The organism is Serratia sp. J2, assembly GCF_046269175.1.
GTDB classification, from domain to species: Bacteria; Pseudomonadota; Gammaproteobacteria; order Enterobacterales; family Enterobacteriaceae; genus Chania; species Chania fonticola_C.
The window spans coordinates 1-20,116 of record NZ_JBKABN010000033.1; the positions used below are offsets into that span (position 1 = coordinate 1).

The window sequence follows — 20,116 nt, forward strand, 5'->3', positions numbered from 1 at the left end:
TGTTCGTCGTTGTTCCCGGTCAGTGGAGGCGCATTATAGGGAGTTCTCAGAAGGGCGCAACCCCTAAATTCAAAAAACTTTTCAAGCGTTCAAAAAACCAACCAAAACGTCATTTATGGGTATTTATTGGGCAAAAAAGGAAGGTTTTAAGAGTTTTGCTCGAAGAAAACCCGTCAACCAGGCTAAAGCCAAAGAAAAGGGGGCGGTAAAAACCGCCCCCTTCTATATAGCTACCAACAGCTACTTTTATTGCTTGGCAACGATATGGTCGTTTTCCACGTCCAGCGTCACCGGTTTGCCTGGGATCAACTTGCCAGACAAGATTTGCTGTGCCAGCGGATTTTCGATTTCCTGCTGGATAGCGCGTTTCAACGGCCGCGCACCATACACAGGGTCGTAACCCGTTTTGCCCAACAGCTCCAAAGCCGGTTCCGTGATGCTGACTTCGTAGCCGCGCTCTTCCAGACGCTGGTACAGACGCGCCAACTGGATCTTGGCAATCTGCGCGATATGTTTCTGGCCGAGCGGATGGAACACCACCACTTCGTCGATACGGTTGATGAATTCCGGACGGAAATGTTGACTCACCATCTCCATGACCGATTCCTTCATCTGTGGATAGCTCATCTGACCGAAATGCTCCTGGATCAGATCGGAACCCAGGTTAGAAGTCATGATCACCACCGTATTACGGAAATCAACGGTACGACCTTGTCCGTCTGTCAGACGTCCGTCATCCAACACCTGCAACAGGATGTTGAACACGTCTGGGTGCGCTTTTTCCACTTCATCCAGCAGGATCACGGAATACGGACGACGGCGCACCGCTTCTGTCAGATAACCGCCCTCTTCATAACCGACATAACCCGGAGGTGCACCCACCAGCCGCGATACGGAGTGTTTCTCCATAAACTCGGACATGTCGATACGCACCATCGCGTCATCACTGTCGAACAGGAACCCAGCCAACGCCTTACACAGTTCGGTTTTACCCACCCCGGTAGGCCCCAGGAACAGGAATGAACCGATCGGCCGGTTAGGATCGGAAAGACCGGCACGGCTACGGCGAATAGCATTGGACACCGCGTTCACCGCTTCATCCTGGCCAATCACCCGTGAGTGCAGCTCCTGCTCAAGACGCAGCAGTTTGTCGCGCTCACCTTCCAGCATTCTGGCCACCGGGATACCGGTCGCTTTCGCCAATACTTCAGCGATTTCGGCGTCGGTAACGCGGTTACGTAGCAGCTTCATGGTCTTGCCTTCTGCCTGCGTGGCCGCCTCAAGCTGTTTTTCCAGCTCAGGGATTTTGCCATACTGCAGTTCAGACATGCGCCCAAGGTCACCTACGCGGCGCGCCTGCTCCAGCGTGATCTTGGCCTGTTCCAGTTCCGCCTTGATATTCTGGGTACCAGACAGCGAAGCCTTTTCCGCTTTCCACTCTTCTTCCAGTTCTGAGTATTCGCGCTCTTTCTGCTCCAGCTCGCTACTCAGCATTTCCAGGCGTTTCTTGCTGGCGTCATCCGATTCCTTGTTCAGTGCCTGCTCTTCCAGTTTCAACTGGATGATGCGGCGCTCCAGGCGATCGAGCGATTCCGGTTTAGAGTCCATCTGCATACGAATGCTGGAGGCGGCCTCATCGATCAGGTCGATGGCCTTATCCGGCAACTGACGGTCGGAAACATAGCGGTGCGACAGCGTTGCCGCCGCTACGATCGCCGGGTCCGTGATCTGCACGTGGTGATGCAGCTCATAGCGTTCTTTCAGGCCACGCAGGATGGCGATGGTGTCTTCCACGCTCGGTTCCGCGACATAGACTTTCTGGAAGCGGCGCTCCAGCGCAGCATCCTTCTCTATATATTGGCGATACTCGTTTAGCGTGGTCGCCCCTACGCAGTGCAGTTCCCCACGGGCAAGCGCGGGTTTGAGCATGTTGCCAGCATCCATCGCGCCATCGGCTTTACCGGCACCCACCATGGTATGCAGCTCATCGATGAACAGGATGACGCTGCCTTCCTGTTTGGAAAGATCGCTCAGCACCGCCTTCAGACGTTCTTCAAATTCGCCCCGGTATTTCGCCCCGGCAATCAACGCGCCCATATCCAGGGAAAGCACGCGTTTATGCTTCAGCCCTTCGGGAACTTCACCGTTGATAATACGCTGAGCCAAGCCTTCAACGATGGCGGTTTTACCGACACCAGGCTCACCAATCAGTACCGGGTTGTTTTTGGTACGGCGTTGCAGCACCTGAATGGTGCGGCGAATCTCTTCATCACGGCCAATCACCGGATCAAGCTTGCCTTGTTCTGCACGCTCAGTGAGATCGATAGTGTATTTTTTCAGAGCCTGACGCTGATCTTCAGCACCTTGGTCATCCACGCTGTCTCCTCCCCGCATTTGCTCAATGGCTTTGGCTATTTTGTCCGCTGTGGCACCGGCCGCTTTCAGCAGATCGGTCAAATTACCGCGATCTTCAAGCACCGCCAGCACAAACAGCTCGGATGAAATAAACTTGTCTGCCCGCTTTTGCGCCAGCTTGTCGCAAAGGTTGAGGACGCGTACCAGTTCATGTGAGGGTTGAACATCCCCACCGGTACCTTCAACCTGTGGCAGACGAGACAATGCCTGATCGATGTCGGTACGCACTCGCGCAGCATCAATCCCGGCAGAAGTCAGTAATGGGCGAACCGTGCCCCCATCCTGATTGAGCAGGGCGCTCATCAGATGTAACGGTTCAATAAATTGATTGTCGCGCCCAAGGGCCAAAGATTGGGCATCGGCGAGGGCAAGCTGGAATTTGTTAGTAAGACGATCCAGACGCATAACACCTCCAATGTAGGTCAAAATTGCTACTGGAGATTAAATGAGGTCATCCCTCAAATTTTCAAGGTTATCTCGACACTATATTATGAGTACAACGTCATGCATCAGTGGATCGTCCTAGGGCAGTAGGTTATCTCACCCAGATCAAACTTGCCATACGTCCGGTTGTTCCGTCGCGCCGATAGGAGAAAAAATGACTCATTTCGTTCATTGTGCAACGATTACCGCCATAAATGGCGAAAATACCAGCACGTTGAAGGCGCTGGCGAGCCAAAAGATAGAGGTCTGCGAGGAATTTTTCACCATGGGGAGTAAAAGCGGCAGCGGCGGCGCTATCAATATCCATAAATGCTGCACGCACTTCGCCCCCAACTTCGAACCGGGTTGGGCCGATAGCCGGCCCGAGCCAGGCAGTGATGTTTTCTGGTGCGGCAGCAAAGCGCGCCACGGTATTTTCCAGCACGCCATGACATAAGCCACGCCAACCGGCATGTGCGGCGGCAACTTCATCACCCGCTTGTGAAGCAAACAGTACCGGCAGGCAATCCGCCGTCATCACCGCGCAGACCAACCCGGCTACATTGCTGTAAACCGCATCGGCGCGCAAATCTTCAGGCGTTTGACCATCCAGCGTCAGCACACGAGTACCATGTACCTGCTCCAGCCACAGCGGCATCTGCGGCAAGCCAGCCGCCGTTACCAGGCATTGGCGGTTACGCGCCACGACTTGCGCATCATCCCCGACATGCTCACCCAGGTTCAACGAGTCATAGGGAGGAAGGCTGACACCGCCATGACGAGTGGAGCTGCAGGCTGTTACCCCTGCAGGCAGCGGCCAATCGGGTACAATCAGCGAACTCATTACCAATCCATCTGATCTTTGAATTCTTCGGTATCGAGCTTCAGCGCATTGATCAGATCGACCATATCCTGTGGGATTGGCGCATGCCATTCCATCTGGATACCGCTGATCGGATGATACAGGCGCAACATAGTTGCGTGCAGCGCCTGACGGTCAAAGCCGCGCAACGTGTTGATGAAGGCCTCTGATGCCCCTTTTGGCGGACGTGGACGACCACCGTAGAGTTGATCGCCCACCAGCGGATGGTCGATATACGCCATATGCACACGGATCTGGTGCGTACGGCCGGTTTCAAGGCGCAAACGCAAACGGGTATGGGCGCGGAAATGTTCCATAATGCGGTAATGAGTCACCGCAGGTTTGCCCATTGGGTGAACGGCCATGTGAGTACGTTTGGTGGAGTGGCGGGCAATAGGTTGCTCCACCGTGCCACCCGCGGTCATGGTGCCGATCGCCACCGCTTCATATTCACGGGTGATCTCACGCTCCTGCAATGCCTCTACCAGACGGGTTTGCGCCGGAACGGTCTTGGCAACCACCATCAGGCCGGTGGTATCTTTGTCCAGGCGGTGAACGATACCGGCACGCGGTACGTCGGCAATCTCCGGGAAATAATGTAACAATGCATTAAGCACCGTCCCATCCGGGTTACCCGCACCAGGGTGCACCACCAGACCGCGAGGCTTGTTGATCACCAGAATATCGGCGTCTTCATAGACGATATCCAGCGGGATGTCTTGCGGTTCCCAACGGGCCTCTTCTTCAATCTGTGCATCAATGGCGACCGTCTCTCCCCCCAGTACCTTCTCTTTCGGCTTGTTTATCGTTTTGCCATTGACCTGTACCCTGTCTTCCAGGATCCATTCTTTTATGCGAGATCTTGAATAATCAGGGAACAATTCGGCCAAAGCCTGATCTAAACGTTGTCCGAGTTGAGTTTCGGCCACCGTTGCGGTGAGTTGTACTTGTTGTGCCATATGCAGCTTCTTCGTTAACGTTGGGTTTTCACGGCGATGCCGTTTAATATAATGTGCTATTGTAACTGGTCTTTTGTCGGGAGCTTAACGGACAGTCTCCCGGAATAACACCCTGAGGATAATCTAAACGTCATGACGCGTATGAAATATCTGGTGGCGGCAGCCACGTTGAGCCTGGCGCTGGCAGGTTGCTCCACATCCAAGGATGCGGTTCCCGACAACCCGCCTTCGGAAATCTATGCTACTGCCCAGCAAAAACTGCAGGACGGTAACTTTAAGGGCGCGATTACGCAACTCGAAGCGTTAGATAACCGCTATCCATTCGGGCCGTACTCTCAGCAGGTCCAATTGGATCTGATCTATGCCTACTATAAATCTGCCGATTTACCTTTGGCACAGGCCTCTATCGATCGCTTTATGCGTCTGAACCCAACGCATCCGAACATTGACTACGTCATGTACATGCGCGGTCTGACGGATATGGCGTTGGATGACAGTGCGCTGCAAGGCTTCTTCGGGGTTGACCGTTCTGACCGCGATCCACAGCATGCCCGCGCCGCATTCCGCGACTTCAGCCAGCTGATCCAGCAGTATCCGAACAGCCAATACGCGACCGATGCCTACAAGCGTCTGGTATTCCTGAAGGACCGTCTATCCAAGTACGAGCTCTCAGTGGCGGAATACTACACTAAACGTGGCGCTTACGTCGCGGTAGTTAATCGTGTTGAGCAGATGATGCGTGAATTCCCGGACACCAAAGCGACCCGCGATGCGCTGCCGCTGATGGAAAACGCCTATCGCCAGTTGCAATTGAATGCTCAAGCCGACAAGGTAGCAAAAATCATCGCCGCCAACGCGTCTTAAGTATTTGAGATTTGCACAAAAACAAAACGGCAGCTTCGGCTGCCGTTTTCATTTGCTGTAAATTCAGCCATTTTCAGGATAAATACACAAGCAAAAACACGGTGTTAGCAAGGCTTTACCACCGGTTAACCTATCGATAATGCGCGTTCTGCTGCCAAGACTCAAGCGTTAGATGGCGGTTTCAGACGCTAAATCACAGATTGAACTAACTTTGCAAAAAGTGACAAAAATTTGTGTTTTACATCACGCATTTCGGCAAAAAGAGCGGTATGCTGAATCTATCCAAGACGGAAAGACAGAGAGGTAAGTTATATGACACTCAACATTACCAGCAAACAAATGGATATCACCCCCGCAATCCGTAATCATGTCGAAGACCGTCTCAGTAAACTGGAAAAGTGGCAGGCGCAGCTGATCAACCCACACATTGTCTTATCTAAAGAACCTAAAGGGTTTGCCGTCGACGCCACCATTACCACGCCTAACGGTCCGCTGGTTGCCAGCGCCAAACATGAAGACATGTATACCGCCGTTAATGACCTGATTGCCAAACTTGAGCGTCAGTTGAACAAGGTACAACACAAGAGCGAGGCACGCCGCGCTTATGCCAGCGTGAAAGACCTGGCTCCGGTAATCACGCAGGAAGAAGAGGAATAACTCTGCAAGTGATTGTTTCACATCAAACGCGCCCGAGGGCGCGTTTTTTGTCTGCCGGTTTCTATTGACACAATGAAAAGCCAGCGGTTACTTTACACCCTGATTTACACACATTTTGGAACGCCATGAGCCGTAAACCGTTTTTCTTCGCATTCTTTTTTACCTTCCCCTGATTGGGAGGCGTTTCGTCGTGTGAGAAAGAATGCGAAGACGAACAACCAAGCCTCCTCAAACAGGGGGCTTTTTTTATGGCTATTTGATAACCCGCCCCGCTGGGCTTCAAGCTGCGGCTTGCAAGACGACGGGAACATAAGAATACAAGGCAAAGCTGATTATGACTGATAACCCATTACTCGTGCTGCGCGAACGCATCAGCGCACTGGATATGAAATTGCTGGCCCTGCTGGCAGAGCGCCGTGAACTGGCGGTGGAAGTGGGCAAAACCAAACTGCATTCGCACCGCCCGATCCGCGATAAAGAGCGTGAGCGCGATCTGTTGGACGCCTTGATCAGCGCGGCCAAACCTTATGACCTCGATGGTTTTTACGTCACCCGCCTGTTCCAGCTGATTATCGAAGACTCTGTGCTGACTCAGCAGGCTCTGTTGCAGCACCAGCTTAACCAGACTAGCCAACATTCCGCGCGCATTGCCTTCCTGGGGCCAAAAGGCTCTTACTCACATCTGGCCGCACGCCAGTACGCCGCTCGCCATTTCGATCAGCTCATCGAATGCGGCTGTCAGAAATTCCAGGACATCTTTACCCAGGTGGAAACCGGCCAGGCGGATTACGCCATTTTGCCGATCGAGAACACTAGCTCCGGTTCTATCAACGATGTGTACGACCTGCTGCAACATACCAGCCTGTCGATCGTGGGTGAACTAACCTTGCCGATCGATCACTGCGTGCTGGTAGCCAGCGACACCGATCTGCAGCAGATCGAAACCGTTTATAGCCACCCGCAACCTTTCCAGCAGTGCAGCCAGTATTTGAACCGCTATCCCCACTGGAAGATTGAGTATTGCGAAAGCACCGCCGCCGCGATGGAGAAGGTCGCCAAGCTGAACTCGCCAAAAGCTGCGGCGTTAGGCAGCGAGGCCGGGGGGGCGCTGTATAATCTGCAAGTGCTGGAACATAACCTGGCTAATCAGCAGCAGAACATCACTCGCTTCATTATTCTGGCGCGTAAGGCAATTGAGGTTTCCGAGCAGGTTCCTGCCAAAACCACGCTGATCATGGCCACCGGTCAACAATCCGGTGCTCTGGTGGAAGCCCTGTTGGTGCTACGTGACAATGGCATCATCATGACCAAGCTGGAATCACGCCCGATCAACGGTAACCCATGGGAAGAGATGTTTTACATTGATGTGCAGGCTAACCTGCGTTCTGTCGCGATGGAGAAGGCGTTGAAAGGGCTGACACCGATTACCCGCTCGCTGAAAGTGCTGGGCTGCTATCCAAGCGAAAACGTGGTGCCGGTCAATCCGTCTTAAGTCGCAAAAAGGGTTCGGCTATGCCGAACCCTTTTTCATCTATTGACGGCTATCGTTCGCCTGGCGCAGCAAGGAACGGCTCTCAACCAGGAAGCGCTGGGCATAATCACCAAACCAGTGCTCCACCTTCTGGAAGCTTTGAATAAAGGCTTGTTTGTCGCCCTGCTCAAGCAGCTTGATCGCCTCACCAAAGCGCTGATAGTAGCGTTTGATCAGATGAATATTGTCTTCCGAAGACATGATGATATCGGCGTACAGCTGCGGATCCTGAGCAAATAGCCGCCCCACCATCGCCAGCTCCAGCCGATAGATCGGCGAAGAGAGCGCCAGCAACTGTTCCAGCTGTACGTTCTCTTCGGCCAGATGCAGGCCGTAAGCAAAAGTAGCAAAGTGGCGCAGCGCCTGGATAAAGGCCATGTTCTGATCGTGTTCGACGGCGCTGATACGATGCAAACGCGCGCCCCAAACCTGCAACTGCTCCAGCAGCCACTGGTAGGCCTCCGGCTGACGGCCATCGCAGTACACCACCACCTGTTTGGCCACGCTGCCAACATCCGGGCCAAACATTGGGTGCAACCCCAGTACCGGGCCGCCATGTACGGCCAGCATCGCCTGTAATGGCCGGTTCTTCACCGAAGCCAGATCGACCAGAATACAGTCCTGCGGCAGCGGCGGCAGTTGGGCGATCACCTGCTCGGTGATATGGATCGGTACGCTGACAATCACCATACCGGCATCCGCCAGCAGGCTATCCGCCTGCGGCCAATCCTCTTGATCCAACACCTTGACCTGATAACCCGACAGCGTCAGCAGCCGGTTAAACAGGCGCCCCATCTGGCCATTACCGCCAATAATGACGATAGGACGCAGCTGTGGGCACAGCGTTTTGAAGCCTTTATCGTTCTCACTGGTGTAGGATTCGCGCATCACCCGGCGCAGCACGTCTTCGATCAAATCTGGCGGCACGCCGAGGCTTTCCGCTTCCTGGCGGCGAGAGGCCAGCATTGCCGCCTCACGCTCAGGTACGTAAACCGGTAAACCGTAGTGGCTTTTGACTTCCCCTACTTCCGCTACCAGCTCCAAGCGTTTCGCCAACAGAGCCAGCAGCGCTTTATCCACTTCGTCAATTTGATCGCGCAATGCGGTCAGTTCAGCCACCATAACTCACTACTCTCCAGTGCGTGCCATCAGCGCAGCGCCGAGATCCTGATGCATTTGGCGCAGCAGCGTCTCCGTGCTTTCCCAGTTAATGCAGGCATCGGTCACCGATACGCCGTAGCGCATATCCACACGCGGCTGTTCAGAAGACTGGCTGCCCTCGTGCAGATTGCTTTCCAGCATGATGCCAGTGATCGAACGGTTACCCGCTCTGATCTGCTCAACTACGGATTCGGCAACCGCTGGCTGACGGCGATAGTCTTTATTTGAGTTGCCATGGCTGCAATCTATCATCAAGGACGGATGGAGTCCCGCATCCTGCATCTGTTTTTCGCAGGCGGCAACGTGCTCAGCACTGTAGTTAGGCGTTTTACCACCGCGCAGGATCACATGGCCGTCTGGGTTACCCTGAGTTTGCAGCAGGCAAACCTGACCCGCCTGATTGATACCGACAAAACGGTGTGCCATGGAAGCTGCGCGCATCGCGTTGATGGCCGTGCCCAGGCTACCATCCGTACCATTTTTGAAGCCCACCGGCATTGAAAGGCCGGAAGCCATTTCGCGGTGCGTCTGAGATTCTGTAGTACGCGCACCGATCGCCGACCAGCTGAACAGATCGCCCAGGTATTGTGGACTGTTCGGATCCAACGCTTCGGTCGCCAACGGCAGGCCCATACCAACCAGATCCAGCAGCAGGCGACGCGCAATGTGCAAACCCGCTTCTACATCGAAGGATCCATCCATATACGGATCGTTGATCAGGCCTTTCCAGCCGACGGTGGTTCTTGGCTTTTCAAAATAGACGCGCATAACGATATACAGCTGATCGCTCAATTCAGCCGACAGGGTTTTCAGACGACGCGCGTAATCTAGCGCGGCATCAGGATCGTGGATCGAACATGGCCCACACACCACCAGCAGACGGTGATCTTGCCCTTTAAGGATATTGGCAATGGTCTGGCGGGCCGTAGCGATTTCCGTTTCATCGTTGGCACTGAGTGGGAACTGGTTCTTCAGCTCTTCCGGGGTGATCAGAACCTGTTCTGCACTGATATGTACGTTGTTGAGCGCGTCTTTTTGCATGATGCTATTCCTGTCGTTTGCCGTTATGCGTGAGCGTAGTGAAAACATTGAGCGTTACAGGTGCTACCTTAACCACTCCTTGTAAAGTTTTCAATCCATTTACTGTAAATAAAAAATTACCATCCAAAACAGGAAAGGGAATCACCCGCCACAACAAACAAAAACCAAATTAACTCATTGTTTTATTTTGATTTTAAATTAATGTCACAATAGAGCATAACGACAAACCACCAACAGAAGCCCCCCTAAAATCTACGCAATGTAAACAAAATTGAACACCAAAATGAGTTATTCATTGGTCCTCACGCGCTCAAAAAACAGCCTACGCTGCGTGTAGGAGCGCTGCATGCCACGCCGCGCAGGTAACAAGTTCCTTGGCAAACCCGCCCTATCCCTTGCCAAATTAAACAACTATAAAACAATTGTCATACATTTAACTGGCAATTGATTTTCATTCTTTATTCATTTGAATCTATATCAGAAATAATAGTCACTCTATTGAATAAATATTGCGGAACCTCACAGTTATCCCTCGCCAAATAAATAACTATGGCATAAATCGCCCACACCTCTTTAGGGTTACCCTGCGAAGACAGAGCCCGTACCGCCTGCATTGAGGAGCGATGAGCGCTAGCAGTTTTTTCTTTCTGACAAGGGACTCTCATGATCACATTGCAATTCGCAATTATTATTATCTGCCTATTAGTCGGCACCCGATTTGGCGGTATGGGGTTAGGCTTAATAAGTGGCATTGGCTTATTTCTGCTGTGTTTTATATTCGGTTTAGAACCAGGTAAACCTCCAGTAGATGTCATGCTCACCATTTTGGCGGTGATCGGCTGCGCCTCGGTGTTACAAACCGCTGGCGGTCTGAATGTCATGATGCAATATGCCGAGCGGCTACTGCGCCGCCACCCACAACACATCACCTTACTCGCCCCTTTTACCACCTGGACGCTGACCTTCCTGTGCGGTACCGGCCACGTGGTCTACACCATGTTCCCGATCATTTCTGATATCGCCATCAAAAAAGGGATCCGCCCTGAACGCCCTATGGCCGTCGCCTCTGTCGCCTCACAGATGGCCATCACCGCATCCCCGGTTTCTGTAGCCGTGGTATCATTGGTTTCGATCATTGCCGCCGGTCATGGGATCGGCAAAGCCTACTCGCTGCTGGAGATCCTGGCCGTTTCGATCCCGGCTTCGTTGGTCGGCGTATTGATGGCGGCATTGTGGAGCCTGCGTCGCGGCAAAGATCTGGATAAGGATGCGGATTTCCAGGCCAGGATCCAAGATCCGGAGCAGCGCACCTATATCTATGGCGGCACCGAAACTCTGCTCAATCAAACATTTCCCAAACAGGCATACTGGTCAACGCTGATCTTCTTCGGCGCTATCGCTATCGTGGTTATGCTCGGTGCCTTTGCCGATCTGCGTCCTTCCTTTGCCGATGCCAAGGGCGTATTGAAACCGCTGTCGATGAATCTGGTGATCCAGATGATGATGCTGATTGCCGGCGCCGTGATCCTGATGGGCTGTAAAGTCAAACCTAGCGATATCGCCAACGGTGCCGTGTTCAAAGCGGGAATGGTCGCCATCTTCTCGGTATTCGGTGTGGCATGGATGAGTGATACCTTCTTCCAGGCACATATGGGAGAGTTGAAGGTGGTGCTGGAAGACGTGGTGAAAAGCCAGCCCTGGACATACGCCATCGTCTTGTTCCTGGTTTCCAAACTGGTTAACAGCCAGGCCGCTGCCCTGGCCGCCGTTGCACCAATGGCCTTGCAGTTAGGTGTCGAACCTAAAATGTTGCTGGCCTTCTTCCCGGCGGCCTATGGTTACTTCGTGTTGCCCACCTACCCAAGCGATCTGGCCTGCATCGGTTTTGACCGTTCTGGCACCACTCGCATCGGTAAATTCATCATTAACCACAGCTTCATCATCCCTGGCCTGATCGGCGTGCTGTGCTCCTGCATCACCGGTTATCTGCTGGTGATGACCTTCCTTTAATCGCGTTTCTGCCGGCAACGGGCGATCCCCGTTGCCGCTGTTAACACCGCCGCAAAAAGCCAACGGTATCACTAGACGAAAAGTGCATAAGTCCCCTGTTTAAACTAAAAACATAAGCTAACCAGGCCTATTTTTGTCCCCTCGGCGAATCGATATAATGTGACCGCTATCACTTATAATCACACTTAACTACTGGATCCAAAATGCACTCTTTACGCGCTTGTCGCGCCATTCCGCTGTTTTTTAGCTGCTTGACCGCCTTCACCAGTGTTTCCGTGTTCGCCGACAATACCCTCTTCACCGCGATGGACGATCCGGCCACCGCCAAGAAGCCATTTGATGGTAATGTTCAAGCTGGCTATAACGCCCAGTCCGGCAACACACAGAACTCAAACCTGCTGGCCAACACCACCATGACCTGGTTTAACAGCGATACGGCTTACAGCCTGTGGGGCTCGGCGAACAATACCACCTCTTCCAACGTACGCTCCTCGGAGAAATACCAGGCCGGTGGCCGTACCCGTTATAATCTGACGGCTCGTAATTATATGTTTGGCCAGGTTGGCTGGTTGAACGATCGTTACAACGGTTACGATTCACGTTCTACGCTGACCGGAGGTTACGGGCGCCAGATCTTTAGCGACCCACGCCAGGACCTGCGTGTCGAATTCGGCCCAGGCGTTCGCCATGATGAATACCACGGCGGTGGCCGCACCACTCGCGCCCTGGCCTATGGCGCAGCCAACTATTCCTACAGGCTGACAGACACGGCCCGCCTATCCGAAGGCCTGTCCGCTTTGGCGAACGACGAAACCACCGTTAACTCCGAAACCGCGTTAAACGTCTCCATCAATAACGACTTCGCCCTACGGCTGGCCTACACGGTGGTCTATAACACCAAACCACCGGCCTCGGCACCGAAAAATACCGATACCACGACTTCAGTAACGCTGGTGTACGGTTTGTAATCTCGTCTTACAACTCCGCGCAGTCCTTCTCTAAGCCCATAATTAATGGGCTTTTTTTATGCCCATCCCCGCATTGACCATTTTGCTAAAAATAGTCCTATCCTTGCTTGACGACTTTAGCATTTTGATTAATACTGTATGCATATACAGTAATTATTGCTAAGGTAAAAACCATGATAAACACGGCAAATGAGGCCAGTATCGACTCGCTTATCGTGGCCGACCGTCGCGTTATCCTACAAAACAATCCGCTGCGACTGCAGATGTGGGGTTAATAGGATGGAGAGATTAACCTCATTCATTACCTACTCCGCAGCGCTGTTTCTCGCCTGGCTTGGCAAGCTCTCACCGCAGGATGTGGCCTTTCTGATCGGCGCGGCCGTAGGGATCGGCACCTTCCTGGTTAATTGGTACTACAGACGCAAGAGTCTGGAGATCCTCAAAAGCATCGAGCGCGATGCAGCAGCACGGAGACTTTTTGATGAATTCAATCGTTAAGCGTTGCAGCGCCCTGGCCATTCTGGCGATCGCCATGCTGCTGCCGCAGGCTAATCAAATTAAAACTTCCGAACAAGGGCTGTACCTGATTGCCGATTTTGAGGGGTGCCAGTTAACCCCGTATCAATGCTCAGCAGGGGTTTGGACGCAAGGTGTCGGCCATACGGCCGGCGTTATTCCAGGTAAGTCCATCACGCCAGTGCAAGCGGCGGAAAACCTGCTGGAAGATATCCGCCGGGTAGAGAGCCGCATGGCGGCATGCCTGCCACAGCAGATGCCCCAGGCCACTTATGATGCCGTCATGGCGTTTGCCTTTAACGTCGGTACGGGGGCCGCCTGTCGCTCTACCCTGGTTTATTTCCTTAACCATGGCCAATGGCAACAGGCTTGCGATCAGTTACCACGCTGGATTTATGTCAATGGCGTCAAAAATCGCGGGCTGGAACGCCGCCGCGCCGCCGAACGTGAGCTGTGCCTCAAAGGTCTCAGCACGCCGAACACCACCAGTTTCCCAGGGAAAGAACAGCTCGCTCAGTAACTTTTTCGAGCATTGCTGACGAATAGTTTTTCACCGTTTTATCAAGAGGGGGTCTCTATGATGCATTGTCCACTGTGCGGTAGCGTGGCACACACTCGCTCCAGCCGCTATCTGAGTGAATCGACCAAAGAACGCTATCACCAATGCCGTAACATTAACTGCAGTTGTACCTTTGCCACCCATGAATCCGTGGCCCGGGTCATCGTTTCACCCGGCGACATCATTCCGGCGCAGCCGCACCCGCAAGAAGGCAAACAACGCGCCGCCGCGATGTAATGAAAAAAGGGGGTTACCATCTGGTAATCCCTTGGTTTCAAACCAATGCCTCCAGAATAACGATAATCCAACCAGGGCGAATAGATGGTAAGCTTTCGAGAACCGGGTCTTTGAGATGATAGGGAGATCAAATGCAACAGTTGGTCTTGGAACACTGGAGTTTTCATTCGCCAAAAACGACACGGCAAATTGTTGTTCCTGATGGCTGTCGGGATTTAATTTTCCTGACTGACAGGAATGGGCGGCAGGAGATAAAGATCACTGAGATCGACACCTGCGCCTATGGCGTGGAAAGCGCTGCAGGGGACCATTATGAGGGTTTCCGGTTTCAGCCAGATTGTGTTATCGATGAGGGCAAGTTATTCCATTACCTCAACGCTTCCCGATTAACACCGGACCATCCAACATTACAGTCCATCATTCACGATACCGTTCGTGTAGATACGCAGCTTGCCGAAACATTGCTGTCGTTACGGCTTGCCAACTCTCTGACTCAGGCAAGCCAAGAGTTGGGGATCAGCGTTCGTACTCTGGAACGGCTGGTGAAGAACAAAACCGGCAAGAGCCCGTTATTCTGGCTTCGTCTATTACGGATGAGAAGAACTGCATCAGTGCTAACTGCCTGCGAATGTGTCCCCCTGACAGAAATCGCGCTGAACAGTGGCTATTGTGACCAATCGCACATGAACAGGGAGTTCCAGCATTGGTTAGGGATCACACCTGCCGCATTCCGTATCAATCCCCATTGGCAACAGGCGTTTGGTGAAGGCTACGATTAAGCCATTACAGAACAGATCTCGACAAGGTTATGCTCTGGATCTGCCACATAGCATATCGTTTGCCCCCAGGGCATGTGCTGAATATCTTCGACCAGCACCGCACCGGCATCCAGCGCCGTTTTCAGCGCTTTCGGCACATCGTCGGTAGTGAAGGCAATTTCAAACACCGGATGATGATAATCACTTTTAGCGCTCTTTTTGCCCTGCCCTGCCAGCAACTCTCTTGAGCAAAATGACAGCCGCGTGGCGCCGGTAGCCAATTCTCCCCAGTCCCCGCTTTCATGCAAACAATGGATCTCAAAGCCAAAGGCTCGATGATAGAAATCCATCGTTTGCTGCACGTTATCAACATATAAAATCGTATAGGCAAATTGCATTACAAGCGCTCCATTCAATGGTCAGTGGCCGCAGTTTAAAAAACCAGTGCCTCTTCGTATTGGATAAATACGACAGTTAGTGTTCAAAGGCTACTCTTTAGTGTCAAAGTAGGCATCAGACAGCACGCCTTATGTTATGCCCCACGTAAAATCCAACGGCGGAGCTAACGGCCATGTTCACCAAACTGCGTACCACGCGCTATATGAAAAACCACGGCAGCAATGATGCCGCCGTGGTGAAGGACAAGGAAAGGTCATGACTGGGTATCAGTCAAGCCGAAGCAGTATTGCTGGAAAACACATTACTCGCACATTTACTGGCAAGATAATACGGGTTTATAACATCACTTTTTCCACGGGATCATTCTAATCAACGTATTATCCCGCATAATGTAATGATGAAATATTGCAGCAAATGCATGAAGGCCTATGATGAAATAACCTGTATTCGCGATAAACTCATGGATGTCTTTCAAAGTATGCTGCATATCACTACTCTGGTCATTGCTTACAGGCATAGCGTAAGAGAAAAATGACCACTCAACCTTGCCGTAATAAAGAGACAGGACGCCAAGTAGCGGTAAGCTGATAAACATAAGATAGAGAATGCCATGTACTGCCTTGGATAGCGCTATTTGCCAATGTGGCGGTGTTGGCGTAATCTCAGGATCCTTGTGCATAACCTTCAAAATTATACGTAATAACATCAATAGCATAACGCTCAAACCGAATGTATAGTGAAGGGTTTTAATCCACTCTCGAGCACTACTCCCTTTAGGGGCAATTCCTTTTAGCTCCATGGTAGCATAAGCGAGTACGATGAGAATAAAAACAACCCAATGAAATAAAATCTGGCTAGGTGAAAACTTTTTTTTCATTATTAATCCTATTCAAGTAAAGTTTGAATTTTCATTAACCCAATCGACATTGAGAGCTAGACGACAAAACCAACCGCATCCCATTGAAATTAAACACAAAAATAACACCCTAGAATATTGATGGTGTCAATTCATTAATACTCGTACGCCTTCTGCTAACCGGTAACTCTCTGACTCAACGTTAGCTAATAAAATTATTTATCAAGATGCTATGCTTGATACAGACATGCTAGTAGTCAATCAGTTATCAACTTCATGATGTAAGGCTAGCAGTAAAAATTTTCTTGCCAAGTGTAGACGGATGGCATATTTAAATATCTTAAAATCATCATTTCTCCCTTGTGATTGGTGTTAGTCTAGCCGCCATAACTTAAGAAGACCTTAAGGAGATAAAAATTGTCATTCAATAACCGTACATTGTTAGTTATTCACTGAAAGATGATATGAGACACGATAAAATGATTAATGAAAGTAATAATGAATCTCATGTGCGTTTCCATGCCGCACGAAAAAGTACATGGGTAAGTGTAGTTGTTAATTGCTTCTTAACATTGGGGCAGATTATTACCGGGATCTTCTCCGGTTCTCAGGGATTGATTGCGGATGGAATACATTCACTCTCAGATCTCATCGCAGATTTTGTTGTTATCGTTGCAAATAATAAAAGCAAAAAAGAACCTGATGAGGATCATAATTATGGCCACTTTCGGTATGAGAATGGAGCTTCATTAATTCTAGGCTCTCTATTGTTCATTGTAGGCCTTGGTATGTTATGGTCTGCGATCAACAAAATCCACAATCCTGATACTATTCCTCAAGTCCATATTATTGCGCTATGGGTGGCCTTGATAGCATTAGTTTTCAAAGAGTTACTTTTTAGGTATATGTTAGCCGTAGCGACGCGAGTTAAGTCAAGCATGTTGGTTGCTAATGCTTGGCACGCACGCTCTGATGCAGCCTCATCGTTGGTCGTTGCTCTGGGGATTATTGGTAATTTATTGGGTTTTAAATTCCTCGATCCTGTTGCAGCACTCATAGTTGGCCTTATAGTTGCCAAAATGGGATATTCATTTATGTCAGATTCACTGCACGACTTAATGGACAAAGCGGTCGATAGTGATACTGAGAAAGAAATAAAATCAACATTATTAGCCACGGAGGGAGTGTTGGGTGTTCATGATTTTAAAACAAGGAAGGTAGGTGACCTGATTATTGTTGATGTACACTTGGATATTGATAGTCATTTATCAGTTAAAGAGGGGCATGATATTGCTGTCAACGCAAGGAAGAGAGTATTAGAGAATCACAGAGTATTAAATGTTATGACTCATGTAGATCCCTATTGTAATAGTTCCAATCAGTAGAGGAGGTACTTTCGGCGATAACTGCCCCTGTCGCCGTCGCTTATCATCTCGATGATTAAGTGACGTTAACGGGATCAGTAATCTGCCAGGAGTTTCAGTTCTCTGTGAACCGATCATTTAGGCCAGCCGTCAACTGTTTTACTGTTGTACGCATAGTAGAGCCAGCCCTGACGGCCTTGTTGCCACCAGATCTCCAGCACTCATCAAGTTCGCCAGATAATGGAGTTAACACCGACTGTTATCCTTCTTGGGGATCACGACATCCGTTCTGCGTGTCACCCAACAAAAAAAAGGGGATTACCATGACGGTAATCCCCTTATAACTATTAACTTTTGGATGCAGCGTTAGTTAACGCGGTTCAGACGCTCTTTGATACGAGCAGACTTACCAGTACGTTCACGCAGGTAGTACAGTTTGGCTTGACGAACGGCACCACGACGTTTAACAGTAATGCTGTCGATTACTGGGGAGTGAGTCTGGAATACACGCTCAACACCTTCGCCGTTGGAAATCTTACGAACAGTGAATGCAGAGTGCAGACCGCGGTTACGAATAGCGATAACCACGCCCTCGAATGCCTGCAGACGTTTTTTGGTACCTTCAACGACCCATACCTTCACTTCCACGGAATCACCCGGACGGAATGCAGGTACGTCTTGCTTCATCTGCTCTTGTTCAATTTGCTTAATAATGTTGCTCATAATATGTCTCTTACCCTAGGTAAACTGATATATCGGTCTCGTCGAGACAACGCTCAGACGTTCCCTTCATAGTCCTGTTACTTAGCCCGATGTTCCCGTTGGAACTCGGCCAGCAACACCTCTTGCTCGTCAGTCAGAGCTAGGCTTTCTAGAAGTTCAGGTCTTCTAAGCCAGGTACGGCCCAGCGACTGCTTTAAGCGCCAGCGACGTATCTCGGCATGGTTGCCCGACAGCAGAACTGGCGGAACCTCCATCCCTTCTAACACCTCCGGGCGGGTATAGTGCGGGCAGTCCAGCAATCCCTCAGCGAAAGAATCTTCTTCTGCCGAAGCCTGATGGCCCAGAACACCCGGTATAAAGCGGGCGACCGAGTCTATCAGGGTCATTGCCGGTAGTTCACCGCCGCTGAGAACGTAATCGCCGATTGACCATTCTTCGTCAATTTCGGTTTGGATCACGCGCTCGTCTATCCCTTCGTAACGGCCACATACCAGGATCATCTTCTGGTTAGCCGCCAGTTCGCGCACACCGGTTTGATCCAGCTTGCGCCCCTGAGGTGACAGATAAATCACCTTTGCTCCCTCGCCTGCCGCTGCTTTTGCTGCATGAATAGCTTCCCGCAAGGGTTGCACCATCATCAGCATTCCCGGGCCGCCGCCATAAGGGCGATCGTCCACGGTACGATGCCGGTCGTAGGTGAAGTCACGCGGACTCCAACACTGCACGCTCAGCAGGCCATTTTTTACTGCCCGGCTAGTTACCCCGTAATCGGTGATTGCGCGAAACATCTCAGGAAACAGGCTTACGATACCAATGAACACCAGCCAATCCCCATTTTGTTATTCCACTTGCTTCGACCATTAAATCCGGAGGTCAAAAACCAGGATCCCACTCAGCCTCGATAATCTTGGCGGCGAGATCGACTTTCTTGATAACCTGCCCATGAAGAAACGGGACCAACCGCTCCTTCATACCGAATGCATCTTTCAGGTTTGCCCGCACGACCATTACGTCGTTAGAACCGGTTTCCATCATATCGATGACTTTACCCAGCTCGTATCCGGAAGTGGTGACTACCTGGCAGCCCATAAGGTCTTTCCAGTAGTAATCATCGCCTTCCAGCGGAGGCAACTGCTCGGAATCTACGACAATTTCGCAATTGGTCAGTAAATTCGCAGCATCCCGATCGTCAATGCCTTTGACCTTGATGATCAGATCCTGACTGTGGCGTTTCCAGTCTTCCAACTCGACAAACTGCCACTGACCAGAGCGCTGGATTAACCAGGGCTGATAGTCAAATATGCTTTCGGCGTTCTCGGTGGATGAAAACACTCTGAGCCAACCACGGATGCCGTAAGTAGACCCCATCTTACCGAGTACAATCGGCTGCTTAGGTGCTACCGGTTTGAGTTGCTTGCTCATTGCCACCACCGCGACAGATTAAGCTGCTTTCTTAGCGTCTTTGATCAGCGCGTGAACGCGATCAGAAACGGTAGCACCCAGACCAACCCAGTGCTCAATGCGATCCAGGTCCAGACGCAGTGCTTCAGCCTGACCAGATGCGATTGGGTTGAAGAAACCTACACGCTCGATGAAACGACCATCACGAGCATTGCGGCTGTCGGTCACTACTACTTGATAGAACGGACGCTTTTTAGCGCCGCCACGTGCCAAACGAATTGTTACCATAACATCCTCTTTAGTTAATAAAACAGCCGGGCCCCATTGAGGGACGGGGCCCGGTTGCAATATAAAAAGCCCGAAAATTTTACTCATTTTGGCGCAAAAAGCAATCTAAAGCGTAGATTGCCGG

Annotated in this window: 23 protein-coding genes and 1 other annotated feature; of the genes, 12 read left to right on the forward strand and 11 right to left on the reverse strand. The window is 51.2% G+C overall.

Annotated elements, in window-relative coordinates; all coding sequences use genetic code 11:
* A partial coding sequence (locus ACKWMY_RS24280; protein ID WP_409487212.1) for a hypothetical protein occupies positions 1–209 on the forward strand: 209 nt, incomplete at its 5' end.
* 37 nt (positions 210–246) lie between these two features.
* Here ACKWMY_RS24280 and clpB read toward each other — a convergent pair.
* The 3 genes from clpB to rluD all read right to left on the reverse strand — a co-directional run bounded on the left by clpB (position 247) and on the right by rluD (position 4,659).
* Positions 247–2,820 (reverse strand): ATP-dependent chaperone ClpB, encoded by a 2,574-nt coding sequence (gene clpB / locus ACKWMY_RS24285; RefSeq protein WP_021808129.1) that lies wholly within the window; start codon positions 2,818–2,820, stop codon positions 247–249.
* A gap of 130 nt (positions 2,821–2,950) precedes the next feature.
* Entirely contained in the window at positions 2,951–3,682 is a 732-nt protein-coding gene (gene yfiH / locus ACKWMY_RS24290; RefSeq protein WP_074032106.1) for a purine nucleoside phosphorylase YfiH, read from the reverse strand.
* Positions 3,682–4,659 carry a 23S rRNA pseudouridine(1911/1915/1917) synthase RluD gene (rluD, locus tag ACKWMY_RS24295; RefSeq protein WP_065686938.1) on the reverse strand — a complete coding sequence of 326 codons (978 nt, stop codon included), beginning with the start codon at positions 4,657–4,659 and terminating at the stop codon, positions 3,682–3,684. The genes yfiH and rluD overlap by 1 nt, the downstream gene beginning before the upstream one ends.
* 132 nt (positions 4,660–4,791) lie before the next feature.
* Here rluD and bamD point away from each other — a divergent pair, with 132 nt between their 5' ends.
* The 4 genes from bamD to pheA all read left to right on the forward strand — a co-directional run bounded on the left by bamD (position 4,792) and on the right by pheA (position 7,672).
* Positions 4,792–5,523, forward strand: coding sequence for an outer membrane protein assembly factor BamD (bamD, locus tag ACKWMY_RS24300; RefSeq protein ID WP_024530744.1), 732 nt, complete (start codon positions 4,792–4,794; stop codon positions 5,521–5,523).
* Between the two features lie 312 nt (positions 5,524–5,835).
* Positions 5,836–6,180: a ribosome-associated translation inhibitor RaiA gene (gene raiA / locus ACKWMY_RS24305; RefSeq protein ID WP_021182197.1), complete on the forward strand. Its 345-nt coding sequence runs from the start codon at positions 5,836–5,838 to the stop codon at positions 6,178–6,180.
* A 124-nt stretch (positions 6,181–6,304) separates the two neighbouring features.
* Positions 6,305–6,430, forward strand: a sequence feature (Phe leader region).
* Positions 6,306–6,353 (forward strand): pheA operon leader peptide PheL, encoded by a 48-nt coding sequence (gene pheL / locus ACKWMY_RS24310; protein WP_192958309.1) that lies wholly within the window; start codon positions 6,306–6,308, stop codon positions 6,351–6,353. (Overlaps the previous feature by 48 nt.)
* Before the next feature lie 84 nt (positions 6,431–6,514).
* Positions 6,515–7,672 carry a bifunctional chorismate mutase/prephenate dehydratase gene (gene pheA / locus ACKWMY_RS24315; protein ID WP_021182196.1) on the forward strand — a complete coding sequence of 386 codons (1,158 nt, stop codon included), beginning with the start codon at positions 6,515–6,517 and terminating at the stop codon, positions 7,670–7,672.
* 39 nt (positions 7,673–7,711) lie between these two features.
* On the opposite strand, the gene tyrA is transcribed toward pheA, so the two are convergent.
* Together tyrA and ACKWMY_RS24325 are read right to left on the reverse strand one after the other, a co-directional pair.
* A complete protein-coding gene (gene tyrA, locus ACKWMY_RS24320) occupies positions 7,712–8,833 on the reverse strand; it encodes a bifunctional chorismate mutase/prephenate dehydrogenase (protein ID WP_021182195.1) in 1,122 nt (373 codons plus the stop codon).
* 6 nt (positions 8,834–8,839) lie between these two features.
* Positions 8,840–9,913 (reverse strand): 3-deoxy-7-phosphoheptulonate synthase, encoded by a 1,074-nt coding sequence (locus tag ACKWMY_RS24325; RefSeq protein WP_065686941.1) that lies wholly within the window; start codon positions 9,911–9,913, stop codon positions 8,840–8,842.
* A gap of 663 nt (positions 9,914–10,576) precedes the next feature.
* Between ACKWMY_RS24325 and ACKWMY_RS24330 the strand changes: the two genes are divergently transcribed.
* The 6 genes from ACKWMY_RS24330 (at position 10,577) to ACKWMY_RS24355 (ending at position 14,982) form a co-directional block, all read left to right on the forward strand.
* Positions 10,577–11,923 (forward strand): anaerobic C4-dicarboxylate transporter, encoded by a 1,347-nt coding sequence (locus ACKWMY_RS24330; protein ID WP_024530740.1) that lies wholly within the window; start codon positions 10,577–10,579, stop codon positions 11,921–11,923.
* A gap of 203 nt (positions 11,924–12,126) precedes the next feature.
* Positions 12,127–12,891, forward strand: a complete 765-nt coding sequence (locus ACKWMY_RS24335; RefSeq protein ID WP_024530739.1) for a YdiY family protein — start codon at positions 12,127–12,129, stop codon at positions 12,889–12,891.
* Between the two features lie 279 nt (positions 12,892–13,170).
* The gene (locus ACKWMY_RS24340) at positions 13,171–13,389 is read left to right on the forward strand and encodes an HP1 family phage holin (RefSeq protein ID WP_024530738.1); all 219 of its coding nucleotides are present in this window, start codon (positions 13,171–13,173) and stop codon (positions 13,387–13,389) included.
* Entirely contained in the window at positions 13,373–13,927 is a 555-nt protein-coding gene (locus ACKWMY_RS24345) for a lysozyme (RefSeq protein WP_074032105.1), read from the forward strand. Before ACKWMY_RS24340 ends, ACKWMY_RS24345 begins: the two co-directional genes overlap by 17 nt.
* Positions 13,928–13,984: 57 nt before the next feature.
* Positions 13,985–14,203 carry an ogr/Delta-like zinc finger family protein gene (locus ACKWMY_RS24350; protein ID WP_025120391.1) on the forward strand — a complete coding sequence of 73 codons (219 nt, stop codon included), beginning with the start codon at positions 13,985–13,987 and terminating at the stop codon, positions 14,201–14,203.
* Between the two features lie 131 nt (positions 14,204–14,334).
* On the forward strand, positions 14,335–14,982 hold the full coding sequence (locus ACKWMY_RS24355) for an AraC family transcriptional regulator (RefSeq protein WP_024530736.1): 648 nt from the start codon (positions 14,335–14,337) through the stop codon (positions 14,980–14,982).
* On the opposite strand, the gene ACKWMY_RS24360 is transcribed toward ACKWMY_RS24355, so the two are convergent.
* Complete coding sequence (locus ACKWMY_RS24360) at positions 14,979–15,359, reverse strand: VOC family protein (RefSeq protein ID WP_021182186.1); 381 nt, start codon at positions 15,357–15,359, stop codon at positions 14,979–14,981. The genes ACKWMY_RS24355 and ACKWMY_RS24360 overlap by 4 nt on opposite strands.
* Before the next feature lie 344 nt (positions 15,360–15,703).
* Positions 15,704–16,237 carry a cytochrome b561 gene (cybB, locus tag ACKWMY_RS24365; RefSeq protein WP_308872614.1) on the reverse strand — a complete coding sequence of 178 codons (534 nt, stop codon included), beginning with the start codon at positions 16,235–16,237 and terminating at the stop codon, positions 15,704–15,706.
* Positions 16,238–16,680: 443 nt separating this feature from the next.
* On the opposite strand from cybB, the gene ACKWMY_RS24370 reads away from it, so the two are divergent.
* Positions 16,681–17,601, forward strand: a complete 921-nt coding sequence (locus ACKWMY_RS24370; protein ID WP_024530733.1) for a cation diffusion facilitator family transporter — start codon at positions 16,681–16,683, stop codon at positions 17,599–17,601.
* A 345-nt stretch (positions 17,602–17,946) separates the two neighbouring features.
* Here ACKWMY_RS24370 and rplS read toward each other — a convergent pair whose 3' ends face one another.
* From rplS to rpsP, 4 genes are all read right to left on the reverse strand, one after another.
* Entirely contained in the window at positions 17,947–18,303 is a 357-nt protein-coding gene (gene rplS, locus ACKWMY_RS24375) for a 50S ribosomal protein L19 (protein ID WP_024485183.1), read from the reverse strand.
* Positions 18,304–18,380: 77 nt separating this feature from the next.
* A complete protein-coding gene (trmD, locus tag ACKWMY_RS24380; RefSeq protein ID WP_021182185.1) occupies positions 18,381–19,124 on the reverse strand; it encodes a tRNA (guanosine(37)-N1)-methyltransferase TrmD in 744 nt (247 codons plus the stop codon).
* 52 nt (positions 19,125–19,176) lie between these two features.
* Entirely contained in the window at positions 19,177–19,725 is a 549-nt protein-coding gene (gene rimM, locus ACKWMY_RS24385; RefSeq protein WP_021182184.1) for a ribosome maturation factor RimM, read from the reverse strand.
* An 18-nt stretch (positions 19,726–19,743) separates the two neighbouring features.
* A complete protein-coding gene (gene rpsP / locus ACKWMY_RS24390; RefSeq protein WP_004932501.1) occupies positions 19,744–19,992 on the reverse strand; it encodes a 30S ribosomal protein S16 in 249 nt (82 codons plus the stop codon).
* Positions 19,993–20,116: the final 124 nt, after the last annotated feature.